16 protein-coding genes are annotated in these 17,941 nt (G+C 60.7%); 6 read left to right on the forward strand and 10 right to left on the reverse strand.

Annotation, left to right across the window (positions count from 1 at the left end; all coding sequences use genetic code 11):
* Nucleotides 1-217: 217 nt before the first annotated feature.
* The 4 genes from GN234_RS20985 (at nt 218) to GN234_RS21000 (ending at nt 5,880) form a co-directional block, all read left to right on the forward strand.
* Nucleotides 218-1,507: a GGDEF domain-containing protein gene (locus GN234_RS20985; protein ID WP_109754998.1), complete on the forward strand. Its 1,290-nt coding sequence runs from the start codon at nt 218-220 to the stop codon at nt 1,505-1,507.
* Between the two features lie 92 nt (nt 1,508-1,599).
* On the forward strand, nt 1,600-3,396 hold the full coding sequence (locus GN234_RS20990) for an acyl-CoA dehydrogenase C-terminal domain-containing protein (RefSeq protein ID WP_176689012.1): 1,797 nt from the start codon (nt 1,600-1,602) through the stop codon (nt 3,394-3,396).
* Nucleotides 3,397-3,599: 203 nt separating this feature from the next.
* Entirely contained in the window at nt 3,600-5,378 is a 1,779-nt protein-coding gene (locus GN234_RS20995) for an acyl-CoA dehydrogenase C-terminal domain-containing protein (RefSeq protein WP_176689013.1), read from the forward strand.
* Nucleotides 5,379-5,721: 343 nt separating this feature from the next.
* Nucleotides 5,722-5,880, forward strand: a complete 159-nt coding sequence (locus tag GN234_RS21000; RefSeq protein WP_038436734.1) for a YqaE/Pmp3 family membrane protein — start codon at nt 5,722-5,724, stop codon at nt 5,878-5,880.
* A gap of 138 nt (nt 5,881-6,018) precedes the next feature.
* Here the strand turns inward: GN234_RS21000 and GN234_RS21005 are convergent, their stop codons facing one another.
* From GN234_RS21005 to GN234_RS21045, 9 genes are all read right to left on the reverse strand, one after another.
* On the reverse strand, nt 6,019-7,848 hold the full coding sequence (locus GN234_RS21005) for a S9 family peptidase (protein WP_176689014.1): 1,830 nt from the start codon (nt 7,846-7,848) through the stop codon (nt 6,019-6,021).
* Nucleotides 7,814-8,983 (reverse strand): pyrroloquinoline quinone biosynthesis protein PqqE, encoded by a 1,170-nt coding sequence (pqqE, locus tag GN234_RS21010; RefSeq protein ID WP_109754994.1) that lies wholly within the window; start codon nt 8,981-8,983, stop codon nt 7,814-7,816. Before pqqE ends, GN234_RS21005 begins: the two co-directional genes overlap by 35 nt.
* Nucleotides 8,955-9,230, reverse strand: coding sequence for a pyrroloquinoline quinone biosynthesis peptide chaperone PqqD (gene pqqD, locus GN234_RS21015; RefSeq protein WP_109754993.1), 276 nt, complete (start codon nt 9,228-9,230; stop codon nt 8,955-8,957). The genes pqqE and pqqD overlap by 29 nt, the downstream gene beginning before the upstream one ends.
* Nucleotides 9,227-9,979: a pyrroloquinoline-quinone synthase PqqC gene (pqqC, locus tag GN234_RS21020; RefSeq protein ID WP_116833607.1), complete on the reverse strand. Its 753-nt coding sequence runs from the start codon at nt 9,977-9,979 to the stop codon at nt 9,227-9,229. Before pqqC ends, pqqD begins: the two co-directional genes overlap by 4 nt.
* 212 nt (nt 9,980-10,191) lie before the next feature.
* Nucleotides 10,192-11,103 (reverse strand): pyrroloquinoline quinone biosynthesis protein PqqB, encoded by a 912-nt coding sequence (gene pqqB / locus GN234_RS21025; RefSeq protein ID WP_109754991.1) that lies wholly within the window; start codon nt 11,101-11,103, stop codon nt 10,192-10,194.
* Nucleotides 11,104-11,183: 80 nt separating this feature from the next.
* Nucleotides 11,184-11,258, reverse strand: coding sequence for a pyrroloquinoline quinone precursor peptide PqqA (gene pqqA / locus GN234_RS21030; RefSeq protein WP_003177660.1), 75 nt, complete (start codon nt 11,256-11,258; stop codon nt 11,184-11,186).
* Between the two features lie 170 nt (nt 11,259-11,428).
* Nucleotides 11,429-13,870: a pyrroloquinoline quinone biosynthesis protein PqqF gene (pqqF, locus tag GN234_RS21035; protein WP_176689015.1), complete on the reverse strand. Its 2,442-nt coding sequence runs from the start codon at nt 13,868-13,870 to the stop codon at nt 11,429-11,431.
* A gap of 62 nt (nt 13,871-13,932) precedes the next feature.
* Nucleotides 13,933-14,727 (reverse strand): carbon-nitrogen hydrolase family protein, encoded by a 795-nt coding sequence (locus tag GN234_RS21040; RefSeq protein WP_176689016.1) that lies wholly within the window; start codon nt 14,725-14,727, stop codon nt 13,933-13,935.
* Between the two features lie 12 nt (nt 14,728-14,739).
* A complete protein-coding gene (locus tag GN234_RS21045) occupies nt 14,740-16,422 on the reverse strand; it encodes a flavin monoamine oxidase family protein (protein ID WP_176689017.1) in 1,683 nt (560 codons plus the stop codon).
* Between the two features lie 360 nt (nt 16,423-16,782).
* Between GN234_RS21045 and GN234_RS21050 the strand changes: the two genes are divergently transcribed.
* Both GN234_RS21050 and GN234_RS21055 read left to right on the forward strand, forming a co-directional pair.
* On the forward strand, nt 16,783-17,148 hold the full coding sequence (locus GN234_RS21050) for a type II toxin-antitoxin system RelE/ParE family toxin (RefSeq protein WP_176689018.1): 366 nt from the start codon (nt 16,783-16,785) through the stop codon (nt 17,146-17,148).
* Nucleotides 17,141-17,455 carry an XRE family transcriptional regulator gene (locus GN234_RS21055; RefSeq protein ID WP_109754986.1) on the forward strand — a complete coding sequence of 105 codons (315 nt, stop codon included), beginning with the start codon at nt 17,141-17,143 and terminating at the stop codon, nt 17,453-17,455. The genes GN234_RS21050 and GN234_RS21055 overlap by 8 nt, the downstream gene beginning before the upstream one ends.
* A 22-nt stretch (nt 17,456-17,477) precedes the next feature.
* On the opposite strand, the gene GN234_RS21060 is transcribed toward GN234_RS21055, so the two are convergent.
* Nucleotides 17,478-17,939, reverse strand: coding sequence for an Lrp/AsnC family transcriptional regulator (locus GN234_RS21060; protein ID WP_018607342.1), 462 nt, complete (start codon nt 17,937-17,939; stop codon nt 17,478-17,480).
* Nucleotides 17,940-17,941: the final 2 nt, after the last annotated feature.

Here is a 17,941-nt window from a genome sequence, read left to right on the forward strand (position 1 = left end):
GCTGCTTCTTCGGGAGCAGCGGCTTTTTCATGTTCGCCTAAATCTCCCTGTGGGATCTTGAGATATTTCGAAAAACATTCATCAAACAGCACCTAAGAAAACATTCCCTCCTGCCGTTACAGGGGTGGCAGTGTGACATCTGTCACATCCAGCGTGCCTTACTGCTCCAGTTGCAGGCACAATGCCATCTTTGCTCAGCCGGGTCGGAGCTTTACCCTTGCCGCGTTCTTCCGCTGTACGTCTAAGCCATTTCCTACCATCGTTACTGCTTTTGCTGGCGGGACTTGCGGCTGCCTACGTCAAGGATCTCAACGTTTTCTTCACCTCGTTGTTCAACGTTCTTCCGACGCTGGTGTTATTGCTGGGCGGGGCGTACTGCGCCGTCTACCGACGTCAACGTGAACTGTTTCTGATGGTCACGGTATACATCGCTTATTTCCTCCTGGATACCCAGACCGACTTCTACCGCGATAACGGCAAGGTGCGCGAAGACGCCGCTGTGGTATTCCATCTTGTCTGCCTGTTGTTGCCACTGTTGTTCGGGTTGTTCGCGGCGTGGCAGGAGCGCACTCATCTGTTCCAGGACATGGTGGCGCGGTTCGCGGTGTTGCTGGTCTTTGGCAGCGTGGCATTGGCCCTGGAGCAGAGTTTTCCCCAGGCCTTGCTGTTGTGGCTTTCGGAGATCCGCTGGCCCGCGTTGCACGGCGCCTGGATGAGCCTGATCCAATTGTCCTACCCAATGTTCGCCGCCGTGTTCCTGCTGTTGGCCTGGCAATACTGGCGCAACCCCCGGCCATTGCATGCCGCGCAATTGGTGGGGTTGCTCGGGTTGTTCTGGATGTTGCCGAAAACTTTCATCCTGCCGTTCACCCTGAACATCATGTGCAGCCAGGTGATGTTGATGATCGCCGCTGCGGTCGCTCACGAGGCCTACCAAATGGCCTTCCGTGACGAGCTCACCGGCCTGCCGGGGCGTCGGGCGCTGAACGAGCGCATGCAGCGCCTGGGGCGCAACTATGTGTTGGCGATGAGTGACGTAGACCACTTCAAGAAATTCAACGACACCCATGGTCACGATGTGGGTGACCAGGTGCTGCGCCTGGTCGCCAGCAAACTGTCGAAGATCGGCGGTGGCGGCAGGGCGTATCGCTATGGCGGGGAGGAATTTGCCCTGGTGTTCGCGGGCAAGACCATCGACGAGTGCATGCCCCATCTGGAAGTCATCCGCCAGTCCATCGAGACGTACGCCATCCAGCTGCGCAATCCCGACAGCCGTCCCCAGGACGATCAACAAGGCCGTCAGCGTCGCTCTGGCGCCGGTGCGTCCAGCGTATCGGTGACCGTCAGCATCGGCGTGGCCGAACGCGTTGAACAACGTACACCCGAAGAAGTGCTCAAGTCCGCCGACCAGGCGCTCTATAACGCCAAGGGCGCGGGGCGTAACTGTGTGATCGCCTTCGGGCAGAACCGCCGTGGCGCGGTGCGCATGGACGCCGCCGCGGGTTGAGTGATGACGGCGCATTCAGCGTCTGGACTGTGATTGTGGGCTTGGGTGGCCGGCAGTAGGTTGGAAACGATCTGCTACCGGAGAAAACCACCATGCCCGAGTACAAAGCCCCCCTGCGCGACATGCGCTTTCTGATCGATCACGTCTTCGATTTCCATGGCCGTTATGCCGAGCTGGGTGCCAGCGATGCCAGCCCGGACATGGTCAGCGCGATCCTCGAGGAAGGCGCCCGATTCTGTGAGAACGTGCTGGCGCCGCTCAATCGCTCTGGTGACGAAGAAGGTTGCCATTTCGACAACGGCGTAGTCACTACGCCTACAGGCTTCAAGCAGGCTTTCGCACAGTACGTGGAGGGCGGCTGGCATGGGCTGGCGGCGGACCCGGTGTATGGCGGCCAGGGCCTGCCCAGTTCCCTGGGCCTGGTCATCAGCGAGATGATCGGCTCCAGCAACACCTCCTGGGGCATGTACCCGGGCCTGACCCACGGCGCCATGTCGGCGATTCACGCCCATGGCACCGAAGAACAGAAACAGACCTACTTGAGCAAACTCACCGCCGGCCAGTGGACCGGCACCATGTGCCTGACCGAAGCCCACTGCGGCACCGACCTGGGCATCATCAAGACCCGGGCCGCGCCCCAGGCCGACGGCAGCTACGCGATCTCCGGCAGCAAGATCTTCATTTCCGCCGGCGAACACGACATGAGCGATAACATCATCCACCTGGTGCTTGCCAAGTTGCCGGACGCCCCCGCTGGGACCAAAGGCATCTCGTTGTTCATCGTGCCCAAGTTCCTGCCCGACGCCACGGGTGAGGCGGGGGCGCGCAATGGCGTTTCCTGTGGCTCGATCGAACACAAGATGGGCATCAAGGCGTCGGCCACTTGCGTGCTGAATTTCGATGGAGCCAAGGGGTTCCTGATCGGCGAGCCGAACAAAGGCCTCAACTGCATGTTCACCATGATGAATCATGCCCGGCTCGGCACTGGCATGCAGGGCCTGTGCCTGGGAGAAGCGAGCTTCCAGGGCGCGATCAAATACGCCAACGAACGTTTGCAGATGCGCGCGCTGACCGGTCCCAAGGCGCCGGAAAAAGTCGCCGACCCGATCATCGTCCATCCCGATGTGCGCAGGATGTTACTGACCATGAAGGCCTTCAACGAAGGCAACCGGGCGTTGACGTATTTCACCGCGCAACTGTTGGACACCGCGCACCTGAGCCAAGACGAAGCAGCCCGCCAGGACGCCGAGGACCTGCTGGCGTTCCTCACCCCGATCTGCAAAGCCTTCATGACCGACACCGGGCTGGAGGTGACCAACCACGGCATGCAGATATTTGGCGGCCACGGCTTCATTCGCGAGTGGGGTATGGAGCAGTTGGTGCGTGACTGTCGCATTGCGCCGATCTATGAAGGCACCAACGGCATCCAGGCCTTGGATCTATTGGGGCGCAAGGTGCTGGGCAGCCAGGGCAAGCTGCTGCGTGGCTTCACTAAAATCGTCCACAAATTCTGCGCTGCGAATGCCGGACATCCGCAGCTCAAGGATTACGTCGCGCAACTCGACGGCCTCAACCAGCAATGGGGCGAGCTGACTACCCGGGTCGGCATGGCGGCCATGAAGAACCCGGACGAAGTGGGTGCCGCCTCCGTGGATTATCTGATGTACAGCGGTTACATCATCCTGGCCTACCTGTGGCTGCGCATGGCCTTGGTGGCCCAGGCGCAACTCGACGGTGGCAATGGCGATGGGGATTTCTGCCGGGGCAAACTGGTCACCTGCGAGTTTTACTTCAAGCGCCTGCTGCCACGCACGACCGCCCATCGGGCCGCCATCGAGGCTGGAAGTGACTGCTTGATGAAGATGCCAGCGGAGTTGTTTGCTCTCTGACTGAACCGTGGCGAGAGAGCTGCTCCATCCCAGTGGAAGCATGCTTCCTCGCCACGGCAAATCCCTCAGCATATGCGGTGACTAAAAATAACAAAACGGTCATGGGTTGACCCTATGTGTCTTAAAAGTTGTTGAGGTACACTCCAGCCACTGCAAAAACCGTTTTCATACGAACCAACTGTTTAGATCCTGCGAGGTTTGCCATGGCTGACTACAAAGCGCCCCTGCGCGATATGCGCTTCGTCCTCAATGAAGTGTTCGAGGTCGCGAAACTCTGGGCCCAACTGCCGGCGCTGGCCGACACCGTAGATGCCGAGACGGTCGAAGCGATCCTTGAAGAAGCTGGCAAAGTCACCAGCAAAAGCATCGCTCCCCTCAGTCGCGCCGCTGACGAAGAAGGCTGCCACTGGGCCGACGGCGCTGTCACCACGCCGGCAGGTTTCCCACAGGCCTACAAGACTTACGCCGAAGGCGGCTGGGTCGGTGTCGGCGGTGATCCGACGTACGGCGGCATGGGCATGCCCAAGGCCGTTTCGGCCCAGGTCGAGGAAATGGTCAACTCCGCCAGCCTGTCCTTCGGTCTGTACCCGATGCTGACCGCCGGCGCTTGCCTGTCGATCAATGCCCATGCCAGCGAAGAGCTGAAGGCGGCGTACCTGCCGAACATGTACGCCGGTATCTGGGCCGGTTCCATGTGCCTGACCGAGCCTCATGCTGGTACAGACCTGGGAATCATCCGCACCAAGGCCGAACCCCAGGCCGACGGCTCCTACAAGGTCAGCGGCACGAAGATTTTCATCACTGGCGGCGAACACGATCTCACCGAGAACATCATCCACCTGGTGTTGGCGAAACTGCCGGACGCGCCGGCAGGCCCGAAAGGCATTTCCTTGTTCCTGGTGCCCAAGTTCATGGTCAATGCCGACGGCAGCCTGGGCGCGCGCAACCCGGCCAACTGCGGCTCGATCGAACACAAGATGGGTATCCAGGCATCCGCCACTTGCGTGATGAACTTCGACGAAGCCGTGGGTTACCTGGTAGGCGAACCGAACAAAGGCCTGGCGGCGATGTTCACCATGATGAACTACGAGCGCCTGGGCGTGGGTATCCAAGGCCTGGCCTCCGGTGAGCGTTCCTACCAGAACGCCGTCGAATACGCCCGTGATCGCCTGCAAAGCCGCTCGCCAACCGGTGCGCAAAACAAGGACAAGGTCGCCGACCCGATCATCGTCCATCCCGACGTGCGCCGGATGTTGCTGACCATGAAAGCCTCGAACGAAGGTGGCCGGGCATTCTCCACTTACGTGGCGATGCAATTGGATACCGCCAAGTTCAGTGAGGACCCTGCCACCCGTAAGCGCGCCGAGGACTTGGTGGCGTTGCTGACGCCGGTGGCGAAGGCTTTCCTGACCGACCTGGGCTTGGAAACCACGGTCCACGGCCAACAGATTTTCGGCGGCCACGGCTATATCCGTGAATGGGGGCAAGAACAACTGGTGCGCGATGTGCGTATCACCCAGATCTACGAAGGCACCAACGGTATCCAGGCGCTGGACCTGGTAGGGCGCAAGATCGTCGGCAGCGGCGGTGCGTTCTACAAGTTGTTTGCCGATGAAATCCGCCACTTCACCGCCACCGCTAGCAGCGACCTGGCGGAGTTCACCACGCAGCTGAACGATGCGGTCGGTACGTTGGATGAACTGACTGAATGGCTGCTGGATCGGGCGAAGAGCAACCCGAACGAAATCGGCGCGGCGTCGGTGGAGTATCTCCAGGCATTTGGCTACACCGCCTATGCCTACATGTGGGCACTGATGGCCAAGGCTGCCTTGGGCAAAGAAAGCCAGGATGATTTCTACACGAGCAAACTGGGCACGGCACGGTTCTACTTCGCCCGTCTGCTGCCACGTATCCACTCGCTGAGTGCTTCGGTGAAAGCGGGCAGCGAGTCGCTGTTCCTGTTGGAGCCCGGGCAGTTCTAAAAGCTGACATTGTGTAAGCAAACGCTTACACAATGTGCTGGCATTTTCCCTCTATCAGTAGATTGGATCCAGGGCTAATCTACTTCACATGGACGTCGCGCAGGATGCGCAGAGCAACAACACGGACACGTAGGATTCTGCCAGGAAGGCGGAGTGAAAGGGATGTCAGGGAAACAGTCTGCAAAGCCCCGCTTCGGCGGGGTTTTCTTTTGCCTGCGTTTTTTGTCGTGAGTGGATTTGGCCGTTCGGCCGCCAGCCTGATTGTTTTTCACTGAACCCTGACGAGCGGTCGTGGGTCAATGAGCTATATGGCAACGTAGCCATCGCCAATCAGGAGTCATCCATGGATATCATTCGAATCATCATCGCCATTCTGCTGCCGCCGTTGGGGGTTTTCCTGCAGGTCGGTTTTGGCGGGGCCTTCTGGCTGAATATCCTGCTGACCCTGTTGGGTTACATCCCCGGCATCGTGCATGCGGTGTACATCATCGCCAAGCGCTGAACCGGCATGATTAATAGGCTGGTTGGAAACCCTGTGGGAGCGAGCCTGCTCGCGATATCGGTTTATCAGTCTCGGAGATGTTGACTGAACCATTGCTATCGCGAGCAGGCTCGCTCCCACATTGATTTTGCATTTCCCCTATGTGGGGCTATCCATCACCCTGCGATAGAACAACCATTCATGCTCCAGCGCATGCGCCTGGTTCGCAGCCTTGCGAAAGCCGTGACGCTCATCGGGATAGTAATGCGCCTCGACCGTAACGCCGTTCGCCTGTAACGCACTGACCATATCGCGGGTCTGCTGCGGCACGACTACGGCATCCAGCTCGCCCTGGAAAAAGATCACTGGTACGCGAATTCGATCGGCATGCAGCAGCGGCGTACGCGCGCGGTAGCGTTCGGCGTCCTGTTGTGGGTCGCCGATCAGCCAATCCAGGTAATCCCCTTCGAACTTGTGCGTGGCACGCCCCAGGGCGACAGGGTCGCTGACACCATAGAGGCTTGCGCCGGCGCGGAACACATCGTGGAACGCCAAGGCGCAAAGGGTCGTGTAGCCACCGGCACTGCCGCCCCGAATGAATGCGCGACGACCGTCGATCAGGCCTTGTCCGTCGAGATATGCGACCACCGCGCAAGCGTCCTCGACATCTACCACGCCCCAATTCAAATGCAACGCCTGTCGATACGCCCGGCCATAGCCGCTGCTGCCACGGTAGTTGAGGTCGGCGACGGCAAAGCCACGTTGGGTCCAATACTGGATACGCGGATCGAACAGCGGATAACAGGCCGAGGTGGGGCCGCCGTGAATGAACACGACCAATGGTGGCTTCGCGGGTGCATTCATGGCCGGGTAAAAGAACCCGTGGGCGTCACCCGACGCGGATGGATAGCGCAGGGTTCGAGGGGGGCTGATCTGTTCGAGGGGCAACGGCGCGACGCCGCCGGCCAGCACTGCCACTGCGTGGTTATGGCGCTCAATGCTGATGACCGCCGATGGGCTGGTCGGTGAGGCGGCAACGGCGTAGATGAACCGTTCATCCAGCGCCAGGCTGCGAAAGCGGGTGTAGGTGCCGGTGAAGTCCTCATCGGCATCGTCGCTGTGGCACAGGCCCAGACGTCCGAAACCCGCGTCGGTCCAACTCGCCAGGTAGGTGTGTTCGTCCAGCGGCAGCCAGGTACGGCCACCCAGTTGCCATGGCGCCGGGGCGTGATCGGCTTGGGCGGAGGGCAGTGCTTGCAGGCCTTGAGGCGATTCCATCCAGGGTTGCCAGTAACCACCGCGATCAGTCAGGCAGTAAAGGCGACTGGACGCGTCGAAGCGCGGCTGCTGGATGGACTCCTCGCCATCGTTGCCCGCCACACAGCGCGGCTCACCCCAACCCTGGGCAGTGCGCTCGGCCAGCATCAACCGCGTTGCTGTCCAGGGTTGGTGCGGGCGGCTCCATTCAATCCAGGCGAGCCGCCGGCCGTCCGGGCTCACGGTCGGCGATGCATAGAAATCCGCGCCTTCTGCCAGCAGATGTCGCTGATGATCCGCCAACCCGATCGACACCAGGCGATGCTGGTTGGCCTGTTCTTCCACCGCCAATACCTGGCCGTCGGCGAAGCCAAGATCCCCATAGCGGCAGTCACCCGAGGTCAGCGCCACAGGCTGCTCGTCATTCAGGGATTGGTGGTACAGCTGCTGGTCAGCTTCATTGACGAACAACACACCGTCATGGCTCAGGCAGAACGATCCACCGCCGTATTCATAGACCCGGCTGCGTACGCTGAACCCGTCCGGTGTCAGGCGGCGGGCCTTGGCATCTTGCCAATGCCAGATCCGGCAGGCGCCGTCTTCGGGACGGTATTCATTCCAGAACAAGCCGAGGGGCCCGACCTGCAGTTCGGCGAAGTCGGTGCCGGCGGCCACGGCCTGGGCGGCGCTGAAAGGGTCAGCCTTTGGCGATGAGGCGCGAGTTTCGTTCATTGCGGAAGGCCAGTTGCTCAATGGTTTGCGTAGCGTGCTCGGCGTCTTCGCGCGCCTTAAGGATCACTCCGTGGTGTTCGGACTTGCTGCACACCGGGTCGGCGTTGCTCGCGTCCCCCGTCAGCATGAACGCCTGGCAGCGACAGCCGCCGAAGTCCTTTTCTTTTTCGTCGCAAGAGCGACACGGTTCGGGCATCCAGTCATAACCGCGGAAACGGTTGAAGCCGAACGAGTCGTACCAGATGTGCTGCATGCTGTGGTCGCGCACGTTGGGAAACTGCACCGGCAGCTGTCGGGCGCCGTGACAGGGCAATGCCGTGCCGTCCGGCGTGACGGTGAGGAAAATGCTGCCCCAGCCGTTCATGCAGCCCTTGGGGCGTTCTTCATAGTAGTCCGGCGTGACGAAGATCAGCTTGCACGGATTACCTTCAGCTTCCAGCTTGGCGCGGTATTCGTTGGTGACGCGCTCGGCCCGCACCAATTGCTCCCGCGTGGGCAGCAGGCCGACGCGGTTGAGCTGTGCCCAGCCGTAGAACTGGCAGGTGGCGAGCTCGACGAAGTCGGCTTCCAGGGCGATGCACAGCTCGATGATACGGTCGATCTTGTCGATGTTGTGCCGATGGGTCACGAAGTTCAGCACCATCGGATAGCCGTGAGCCTTCACCGCCCGGGCCATTTCCAGTTTTTGCGCGAAGGCTTTCTTCGAACCGGCCAAGAGGTTGTTCACCTGCTCGTCGCTGGCCTGGAAGCTGATCTGGATATGGTCCAGGCCGGCCTTTTTGAAGTCGCTGATTTTCTGTTCGGTCAAACCGATGCCGGAGGTGATCAGGTTGGTATAGAAACCCAGCCTGCGCGCCTCACCGATCAACTCGGCCAGGTCCTGGCGCACCAACGGCTCGCCACCGGAAAAACCCAGCTGCGCGGCGCCCATCTCTCGGGCCTCGCGAAAGACCTTGAACCACTGCTCGGTGCTCAGCTCCTTGCCCTGTTCGGCGAAGTCCAGCGGGTTGGAGCAGTACGGGCATTGCAACGGGCAGCGATAGGTCAGCTCCGCCAGCAGCCACAGCGGCAGGCCGACTTCAGGCTTGGGTGGCAGCCCGGTGGTCTCAGGCAAGTTCGATCCAGTGCTGTGCACGGGCGACCTCCATGAATTGCTCGATGTCGTCACCGAGTTCCGGCACGTCCGGGAACTGCTTGGCCAACTCGTCGATGATGGCCGCGACATCCCGTTCGCCGTCGATCAGACCGCCGATCAGCGACGCGCTGTCGTTCAGCTTGATCATGCCTTCAGGATAGAGCAGCACGTGGCCCTTCTGTGCCGGTTCGTACTGGAAGCGATAGCCGGGGCGCCAGCGCGGGGTTTTACTGCGGTCGAAACTCATAAGGCGATCCCTTTGTGCCACACCCGTTGCGCGGTCACGCTGTGGTAGGGCGGACGGTTCAATTCGTAGGCCATGCTCATGGCGTCGAGCATGCTCCAAAGGATGTCCAGTTTGAACTGGAGAATCTCCAGCATGCGCTCCTGCCCGGCGCGGGTGGTGTAGTGCTGCAAGGTAATCGCCAGGCCATGTTCCACATCGCGCCGGGCCTGGCTCAGACGGGTGCGAAAGTATTGGTAGCCGGTCGGGTCGATCCACGGGTAGTGCTGCGGCCAAGTGTCGAGGCGCGACTGGTGGATCTGCGGGGCGAACAGTTCGGTCAGCGAGCTGCTGGCGGCTTCCTGCCAACAGGCCCGGCGGGCGAAGTTGACATAAGCATCCACCGCGAAACGCACACCCGGGAGCACCAGTTCCTGGGAACGCAGTTGATCGGGATCCAGGCCCACCGCCTGGCCCAGCCGCAGCCAGGCTTCGATACCACCGTCCTCGCCGGGCGCGCCGTCATGGTCGAGCAGGCGCTGGATCCACTCGCGACGGATCTCCCGATCCGGGCAGTTGGCCAGGATCGCGGCATCCTTGAGCGGGATGTTCACCTGATAGTAAAACCGGTTGGCGACCCAACCCTGGATCTGCTCGCGAGTGGCGCGGCCTTCATACATCGCCACGTGATACGGGTGATGGATGTGGTAATACGCGCCCTTGGCGCGCAGGGCCGCTTCGAACTCGGTGGGGGACAGGGGGGTGTCAGTCATTTCGGTCTCCGGGAAATGCCCGTGGGTTCTGTGGCGTCAGGGTTGGCCCCATCGCGAGCAAGCTCGCTCCCACACTGGTTTTGCTGTGAGTCAGATATCCAGTACGACTCGGACTACTGTGGGAGCGAGCCTGCTCGCGATAGCGTTCTGTCAGCCAGCGTCAATCTTGACTGGCACACTGCAAGCTCACCCCCACATTGGTTCCGCCTTTCCTACAACTCAATACTCATTCCGTCGTAAGCCACTTCAATCTTTCGGCGTACCAGTTCAGCCCGCTCGGGTGAGTCTTCATCCAGAATCGGGTTGGTGTTGTTGATATGGATAAGGATCTTGCGCGGCAAGGGCAACTGCTCCAGCACTTCGATCATCCCGCCGGGACCGTTTTGTGCCAGGTGGCCCATTTCCCGACCGGTGCGCGTGCCGACGCCACGGCGCTGCATTTCATCGTCGTCCCACATCGTGCCGTCCACCAACAGGCAATCGCTGCCGGCCATAATCTCCAGCAACTGTCCGTCGACCTTGCCCAGGCCCGGGGCATAGAACAGCTTGCCGCCGGTGCGCAGGTCTTCGACGATCAGGCCGATGTTGTCGCCCGGGTGCGGATCGAAGCGGTGCGGTGAATAGGGTGGGGCGGCGCTGCGTAATGGCAACGGCGTGAAACGCAGGTTCGGACAGGCCGGGATGGTGAAGCTCTGGTCGAGCTCGATGCGATTCCAGCTCAACCCACCGTTCCAGTGGGTCAGCATGTTGAACAGCGGAAAGCCGGTGCTCAGGTCCTCATGGACCATGTCGGTGCACCAGACTTGATGTGGGCAGCCCTCACGCAGGCTGAGCAGGCCGGTGGTGTGGTCGATCTGACTGTCCATCAGAATGATGGCGCCAATGCCGGTGTCGCGCAGCGCCCGGCCTGGCTGCATCGGGGCGAAGCCCTGGAGCTGGGCGCGAATGTCCGGAGAGGCGTTGCACAGCACCCAGTTCACGCCGTCATCGGAAAGGGCTATGGACGATTGGGTGCGCGCCTGGGCCCGTAGGCTGCCGTTGCGAAAACCTGCGCAATTGGCGCAGTTGCAGTTCCACTGGGGGAAACCGCCACCGGCGGCAGAACCTAGAATCTGGACGAACATGGCTGCTCCATCTGCAAACCGAAATAAAAACGCCTCGGCTGACCGAGGCGTAGTGCTGCGTGCTTAAGCGCCTGCAGCATTCAACGGCTGGCGAAGTACATGGTGACTTCGAAACCGATACGCAGGTCGATATATGCGGGTTTGGACCAGGACATGGAAATACTCCTTTGGTTGGGCTGCTTTCGTTAGATGGAACGGGTGAGACCTATACATATAGTCCACCTCCGTTCGGAGATGTTCAGATGCTTAGGCGCCTATGTTACTAAATCTGACATATTCGTTCGCCGCGATTCTCAAAGAAAGCTCATTACAGCGGCTGCAATGATCACTGCGCCGATTGCCAACCTTCCCCCGGGCAGGCTCCGTTGCTCAGGCAGCACCATCCTCCTTGCGCATCGATCAGACACTGGGCGGCTGCCTTTAGCTGGGCGCGATCCAGGCTCACGATCGCATCGGACAGTTGCTCGAGATAATCCGACGGGCGGCCTGTCAGCCTGCCTTGCCAGAGCAGTTCGGCGGCCTGGGCGAAGGGCAGGGCGGTACTCTGGAGTTGGGCGGCAAGCGCTTGCCGCTGGCGGGCCAGGGATGAATCGTCGAGCTGCTGGATCAGCGCCGGTAACCCAGCCAGGAATTGCTCGATGTGGGCACTCAGTTGCGTCGCCGAGAGGTTGGGTGATTGGACGCCGAATAACATCCCGGTTTGCCCGTCGATCTGCTTCAGCCCGCTGAACACCGCATAGCCCAACTGCAACTCGACTCGCAGGCGCTGGTAGAACGGCGTCTGACACAGCTGTGCCAGCCACCGCCAGGCGGCTTCGTCGGCCAGCGCCGGGGTGGGCGTCGGGCAAAACAGCAGCACGGCCGGTTCTTCCCCGTGAGTCTTGAGCGTATTCCAGATGCGTTGCCCGCGAGATTCCGTCGCCAGGCTGATTTCCTCGCCCGCGATGCCCGGCACCCTGGCCAATGCGGGGCCCAATGCCCCTTGGGTGGCCGCCGACAGACCGATAGACAGCCCATCCCATCGGGCCGTTGTCCACACACTTTGATCGCTGTCGGGCAATGGCAGCGCTGGCGATTGCCGGTTGCGCCGGCAGTGATTCGGCAATGCCTTCAACAAATGTCGAATCGGTATCGGCGGGGGCTCATGAGCGGCCAGGGCCATTGGTAGCGGTTGCGCGAGCTTCGTCAGAACGTGTTCAAGCACCAACGGTATCGGAGTCTGCAAGCCGACCAGTTTCAGTAGCCATTGATTGGCGCAGGACTCGAAGCTGACGTCCACACCGGCCTGGCCAGCATCCTCACGCACGTCCTGCAGGTGTCGGTCGAGCCTGGCTTGAAAGTCGAGCGGTGCCTGGGTCGTCAGTTGCCAGCGCAGGTACACTGCGCCTTCACGACCGTTATCCGGCAGCGCCCGGCTGAACTGCATGGGCGAGCGTTCCCGTCGGCCTCGGGAGCGGTCCTGGGCAAAAGTTCGCAAGCCGCGATGGGCGCTGGTCTGGCCGCGTATCAGCCCGGCGCGAGGTGCTTGGCTTGGGGTGTGCAGGAACGGGTTGGGCGCGGGCAGTTGCCATTGCTGCGTGACCTGATCGGCGGGGTGCAGTTGCTTGAGGATTTCCCTGAGCCTCACGAGGTCGTTTGCCAGCAGCGGTCCGTCACGCCCTTCGCAGTCCCAGCGGGCCAACTGCAAGGCTGATCCTGTTTCCTGGCGACGCAGCAGCAGTGCGGTGAACTCCTGGCGCAACGGCGCCCAGTCGTCCTGGGCGGCAAAGAACCCCAGCCAGTCGTGCAACAACGGCTGGATTTGCGCCGCTGCTTGAACATTGTCGTGCTTGATTTCAATGTGCAGCAGCGCTTGCCCGGCAAATTCATACAACGCGTTGGCCTTGAGGCTGTCAGCCAGGTTGCGCTGACGCAATGTGTCGAGCAGGCCTCCCGGTTTGCTGGAGTTCAGTGACGTACAGAGAAAATCCAAGGCTTGAGGCGAGGCGACGGGCAAATCTTCGCAGGCGAACAGCAGGTCGAGACAACCTTCGCGGGCCAGTTGATAACTCGTCTGGGACGACGCCATAAGCTTTGGCGGTGCTGGCCTGGCAACCGCTTCGCCGGCAGGTATGTGGCTGTCGAACTGTTCCGCCAAGGCTTTCAAGGCGTCGATGCTTTGCGGGCCGGCCAGGCTCAGGGTCATCTGACCACTGCGGTAAAAGCTGCGGTAGAAGTCATGCAATGCCGTTTGGAATTCGGCTTGCGCCACCGCGAGACTGTCGCGATTGCCGGCATGGAACCCCCGCAGCGGATGGGTCGCCGACACGCCGTCATGCAGGGCGAGCTGTCGCTGGGCTGCCGTATCCTGGGACCAGGCAATGAACTCTGCGTGCAGCACTTCTCGTTCGCGCAACTGATCGGCTTCGTCCAGGCGTGGCTGGGCGAGCATGTCCCCCAGTCGTTCCAGTCCGTCGGCGAAGGTTGCGGGTGGCAATTCGAAGAAAAAATCCGTGGTGCGTTCGCTGGTGCGCGCATTGAGCTGACCGCCGTGGCGATGCACGTAGGCCATCAGGTTCTCCCCGACGGGAAACCGCTCGGTGCCGAGGAAGAACAGATGCTCGAGCAAATGCGCCAATCCCGGCCAGGCCAGGGGCGCATCATGGCTGCCAGCTGCGACTCGCAGTACCGCAGCGCTGCGCTTGAGGGCGGGGTCATGACGCAACGTCACCCGCAAGCCATTGGCCAGGGTTTCAGTGTGGGGGCGGAGGGAGTCGGGGGCCGGCATGAGCGCTTCCAGGACAAAGATGCGCTCATGCTAGCGGATCAGGGGCCTTTCTCAATCCTCTATCAATGTTTGTGCAGCTCGCCGTAAAGCTCAGGGCGGCGATCGTGCAGGTAGTTGTAGGCGGCGCGGGAGTCTTCCATCAGTTGGCGGTCCAGTTCAGCGACGATCAAGGCCTCATCCAGCCCGGCAAGCGCCGGGCGGCTGCCATTCGGTGCGGCGACGCTGCTTTGGCCGCAATACTGCAATTCACCTTCGTGGCCGCAGTAGTTGGCGTACGCCACGAAGCACTGGTTCTCGATGGCTCGGGCACGCACGGTGACGTCGGCGATGAATTCGTAGGGTTGCATATTGGCGGTTGGCACCAGGATCAGCTCGGCACCGGCCAGGGCCAGGCGTCGGGCATTTTCCGGGAACTCCAGGTCATAGCAGATCAGCAGGCCGAGCTTCCAGCCGTTGAACTCGACGATAGGCAGCGCCGAGTCGCCGGCGCTGAACATGGCGTGATCGAGGTCACCGAACAGGTGGCTCTTGCGGTAGTTGGCCAGTCGTTCGCCTTGGGCGTCGATCAGTTGCACCGCGTTGTAGATCTGGCCGTCTTCGCCGCGTTCAGGGTAGCCATAGACAATCGCCAGGCTGGCGGCCTTGGCAATGCGGGCGATCTGTTGCGCCCACTCGCCGTTGTAGACCTCGGCCAATACATTCACCGCGTCGACGCCGATGTTGTAGCCGGTCATGAACATCTCCGGCAGCACCAGTATATCGGCGCCCCTGGCTTCCAGCGCCACCTGATGCAGGCGTTGCAGGTTGCCGGCCGGATCCAGTGGCAGCGGTGGGCATTGATAGAGGGCTACACGCATCAACAACTCCTTTTATTCGGGCAGGGCGATCGGACCGATCTCATGGAATACATCGCCTGGACCCGGGTTCTCGGCGTGAGTTTCACCGCCGAAGTGATTCATGATCCCCCACACGGCATTGAGCGAGGTCTGTACCGCGCCTTCGACCCAGGCCGGTGTCCATGAGACGTCATCACCGGCGATAAAGATCCCGCGTTGTTCGGCCGGCATGTCGTCCTGCATGAAATGCGCATACATGCGCTGGTTGTAGCGATAGTGGCCAGGCAGGGCGCCCTTGAAGGCGCCGAGGAAATGCGGGTCGGCTTCCCAGGACACGGTGATCGGGTCGCCGATGATGCGCGCGGCGATGTCCACCTTGGGGTAGATCTTCTTCAGGGCATCGAGGGCCAGCTTCACGCGTTTTTCCACCGGATGGGGCAGCATTTTCAACGCGTCGCTCATCCAGGAATACGACAGGCAAATCACCCCCGGTTTGTCATCCCCGTTGTCGAACAGATAGGTGCCACGGGTCAGGCGGTCGGTCAGGGTCATGCTCATCAGGTCGCGGCCGGTTTCCGGGTCCTTGTCCTTCCAGAACGGCCGGTCGACCATCACGAACGTCTTCGACGATTGCATGTAGCGGGTGCGGTCCAGGGCCATCCACATTTTTTGCGAGAACAGCGCCTCTTCGCATTCGATCTGGGTGGTCAGCAGCCAGCTCTGGCAGGTGACCAGCACGGCGGCGTATTCGCGGGTGTTTTCCCAGACGTCGGTCACGCTGAAACGTCCATCGGTGGCGCGGGCAATGCGCTTCACACCGCTGCGTGGGGCGCCCAGGTGCAGAGAATTCAGGCTGGTACCTTCTGGCCAGTGTGCACAGCGTTCCGGCACGTGGTTCCAGATACCGTGGGGCACCTGTTCGACGCCACCGACTACCAGATGCTGGTGGTCGTCGCAGTTGGTCATCACGACGCGGAAGATTTCCAGCATCGAATTGGGGAAGTCCGAATCCCAGCCGCCCGTGCCGAAACCGACCTGGCCGAACACTTCGCGGTGCTGGAACGAGAGCTTGGCGAATGCCTTGGATGTGGCGACGAAGTCGTAGAACGTGCGGTCATCCCACAAGGGTACCAAGGTATTCCACAGTTCCTTCAGGCGCGGCACGTCGCGGTCGCGGATCGCCTGCTGGATATCGCCGAAGCGCGCACCATCTTCCAGGGCATCGGCCCAGGCATCGGCAACTTCCTGGAACAGGGCTGGAAGATCCGCCAGCTTCTGTGCGTAATAGGTCTGGCCTTCCAGGTCGATGACCGTGCTGCCGGACGCCGGGGTCAACGGGTTGGGAAACGGTTTGGTCTCCAGGCCCAACTTGTCGACGTAATGGTAGAACGCAGTGGATGACACCGGAAAACGCATGCCGCCCAGCTCGGCAATCACCCCTTCGGCACCGTTGAACGCCTGTGAGCGCAGGCGCCCACCCATCTTCGACGCTTCGTAGACCACGGGCTTGAGGCCGAGCTTCATCAGCTCGTAAGCCGCCACCAGACCAGCGATCCCGGCACCGACAATCGCCACTTCCGTACCGTGGTTGTGGGGGGGAATTCTGCCCAGGCCAGCCGGATGCTCGATCCAGTCGTCAAAGGCGAAAGGAAAGTCCGGGCCAAAAATGGTAATGGGTTTCTTACCGTCTGCTGGGTGGCGATTGTTCTTGTTCATGGCTGACCTTGATGGGCGACTCGACGCGGCCTTCGCGTCTGAGTATAGGAAAGATGCCAGCCATTCTAGGGAGGGTGGAACACGTTAATAAGACACAATATGTCGTCGTTTTGAGCGGTTTTCAGTCGCTTTGACGTATTGATGAATCGTAATGACGAAACAGGTTCTCTGTGGGAGCGAGCTTGCTCGCGCTAGCGGCCTGTCAGTCATGAAGATGTGGCTGAACCAGCGCCATCGCGAGCACGCTCGCTCCCGCGGAAACTTACCTTAACAATTGTCTGTGCGATCAACAGGAGCAGCTACCAGCGAATCTCCTAAGATTATTCCCTTGAGGTTATATATCCTGGGTGGCATATTTGAATGAAATGGGACGTTGAATATACCGACGAATTTGAGATGTGGTGGAGCTGTCTCAGTGAGACCGAGCAAGATTCTGTGCAGGCCTCGGTGATGCTGCTTGGCGATGCCGGGCCGCATCTGGGTTTTCCTCACACCAGTGATATCAAGGGCTCGCGTCATGGCAACCTTCGTGAGTTACGAGTACAACACGCAGGTAGGCCTTATCGTGTGCTCCATGCGTTTGATCCACGCCGTTGCGCCATCCTGCTGATCGGGGGAGACAAAACCGGCCAGGACCGTTGGTATCAGGAATGTGTGCCTTTGGCTGAACGTCTCTATGACGAGCATCTGGAAGCATTGAAGAGAGAGGGCTTTGACAATGGCTAAGAAATTTTCCGACTTGATTGCACGTCGTTCGCCTGACTCCCGGGCTCGTGCAGAGACTCTGTATCAGAAACTGCGTGCAGAAATGCCGTTGCACGAGTTGCGTCAGGCGCAGGAGCTGAGCCAGGATGCTTTGGCCAAGACGCTGCATATCAACCAGGCGGCAGTCTCGAAAATGGAACGCCGTACCGACATGTACATCAGTACGCTACGAAATTACATCCGCGCCATGGGGGGGGAATTGGAGATTATCGCGACCTTCCCGGAGGGGCAGGTCAGGATCGAAAACTTCGCCCATCAAACACAGTAACTGACGTTGTTCCCTGCTGGGCTTAGACGGGCTGGCCCCGATCGATCTTGCTGCTGAGGATGATCGACGTAGTGGTCTTCTCCACACCGTCCACGCTGCCGATCTGGTCCAGCAACTGGTCCAGCTGCTCCGGCGAGTCCGTGCGCAGCCAGGCGACATAGTCGAACTCACCGCTGACCGCGCACAACTGCTGGACCTGGGCCATGGCGCTCAAGCGCCGCAGCACGTCCTTGCCGGAGCGCGGTTGAACCTTGATACCGACATAGGCCTGCAAACCGCCGTCTATCACCCGCTGCCCCAGGCGCACGCCGTATCCAGTGATCACCTTGGTTTTTTCCAGCCGCGCCAACCGTGAGGTCACGGTCGTGCGGGCGATGCCTAGCTGCCGGGCAAGCATGGCGACGCTTTCCCGTGCATTGATTTGCAGCGCCGCGATCAGTTGTCGGTCGATTTCGTCGAGAACGGGAGGGCGGGTGTCAGTCAAAG

This window comes from Pseudomonas bijieensis (genome assembly GCF_013347965.1).
Taxonomy (GTDB): Bacteria; Pseudomonadota; Gammaproteobacteria; order Pseudomonadales; family Pseudomonadaceae; genus Aquipseudomonas; species Aquipseudomonas bijieensis.

What these genes read in the sequence shown, in the direction of transcription:
- GN234_RS20990 (WP_176689012.1), top strand. Translation starts at nt 1,600, where the DNA reads ATGCCCGAGTACAAAGCCCCCCTGCGCGACATGCGCTTTCTGATCGAT.
- GN234_RS20995 (WP_176689013.1), top strand. Translation starts at nt 3,600, where the DNA reads ATGGCTGACTACAAAGCGCCCCTGCGCGATATGCGCTTCGTCCTCAAT.
- GN234_RS21000 (WP_038436734.1), top strand. Translation starts at nt 5,722, where the DNA reads ATGGATATCATTCGAATCATCATCGCCATTCTGCTGCCGCCGTTGGGG.
- GN234_RS21005 (WP_176689014.1), bottom strand. Translation starts at nt 7,848, where the DNA reads ATGAACGAAACTCGCGCCTCATCGCCAAAGGCTGACCCTTTCAGCGCC.
- pqqD (WP_109754993.1), bottom strand. Translation starts at nt 9,230, where the DNA reads ATGAGTTTCGACCGCAGTAAAACCCCGCGCTGGCGCCCCGGCTATCGC.
- pqqC (WP_116833607.1), bottom strand. Translation starts at nt 9,979, where the DNA reads ATGACTGACACCCCCCTGTCCCCCACCGAGTTCGAAGCGGCCCTGCGC.
- pqqB (WP_109754991.1), bottom strand. Translation starts at nt 11,103, where the DNA reads ATGTTCGTCCAGATTCTAGGTTCTGCCGCCGGTGGCGGTTTCCCCCAG.
- pqqF (WP_176689015.1), bottom strand. Translation starts at nt 13,870, where the DNA reads ATGCCGGCCCCCGACTCCCTCCGCCCCCACACTGAAACCCTGGCCAAT.
- GN234_RS21040 (WP_176689016.1), bottom strand. Translation starts at nt 14,727, where the DNA reads ATGCGTGTAGCCCTCTATCAATGCCCACCGCTGCCACTGGATCCGGCC.
- GN234_RS21045 (WP_176689017.1), bottom strand. Translation starts at nt 16,422, where the DNA reads ATGAACAAGAACAATCGCCACCCAGCAGACGGTAAGAAACCCATTACC.
- GN234_RS21050 (WP_176689018.1), top strand. Translation starts at nt 16,783, where the DNA reads ATGAAATGGGACGTTGAATATACCGACGAATTTGAGATGTGGTGGAGC.
- GN234_RS21055 (WP_109754986.1), top strand. Translation starts at nt 17,141, where the DNA reads ATGGCTAAGAAATTTTCCGACTTGATTGCACGTCGTTCGCCTGACTCC.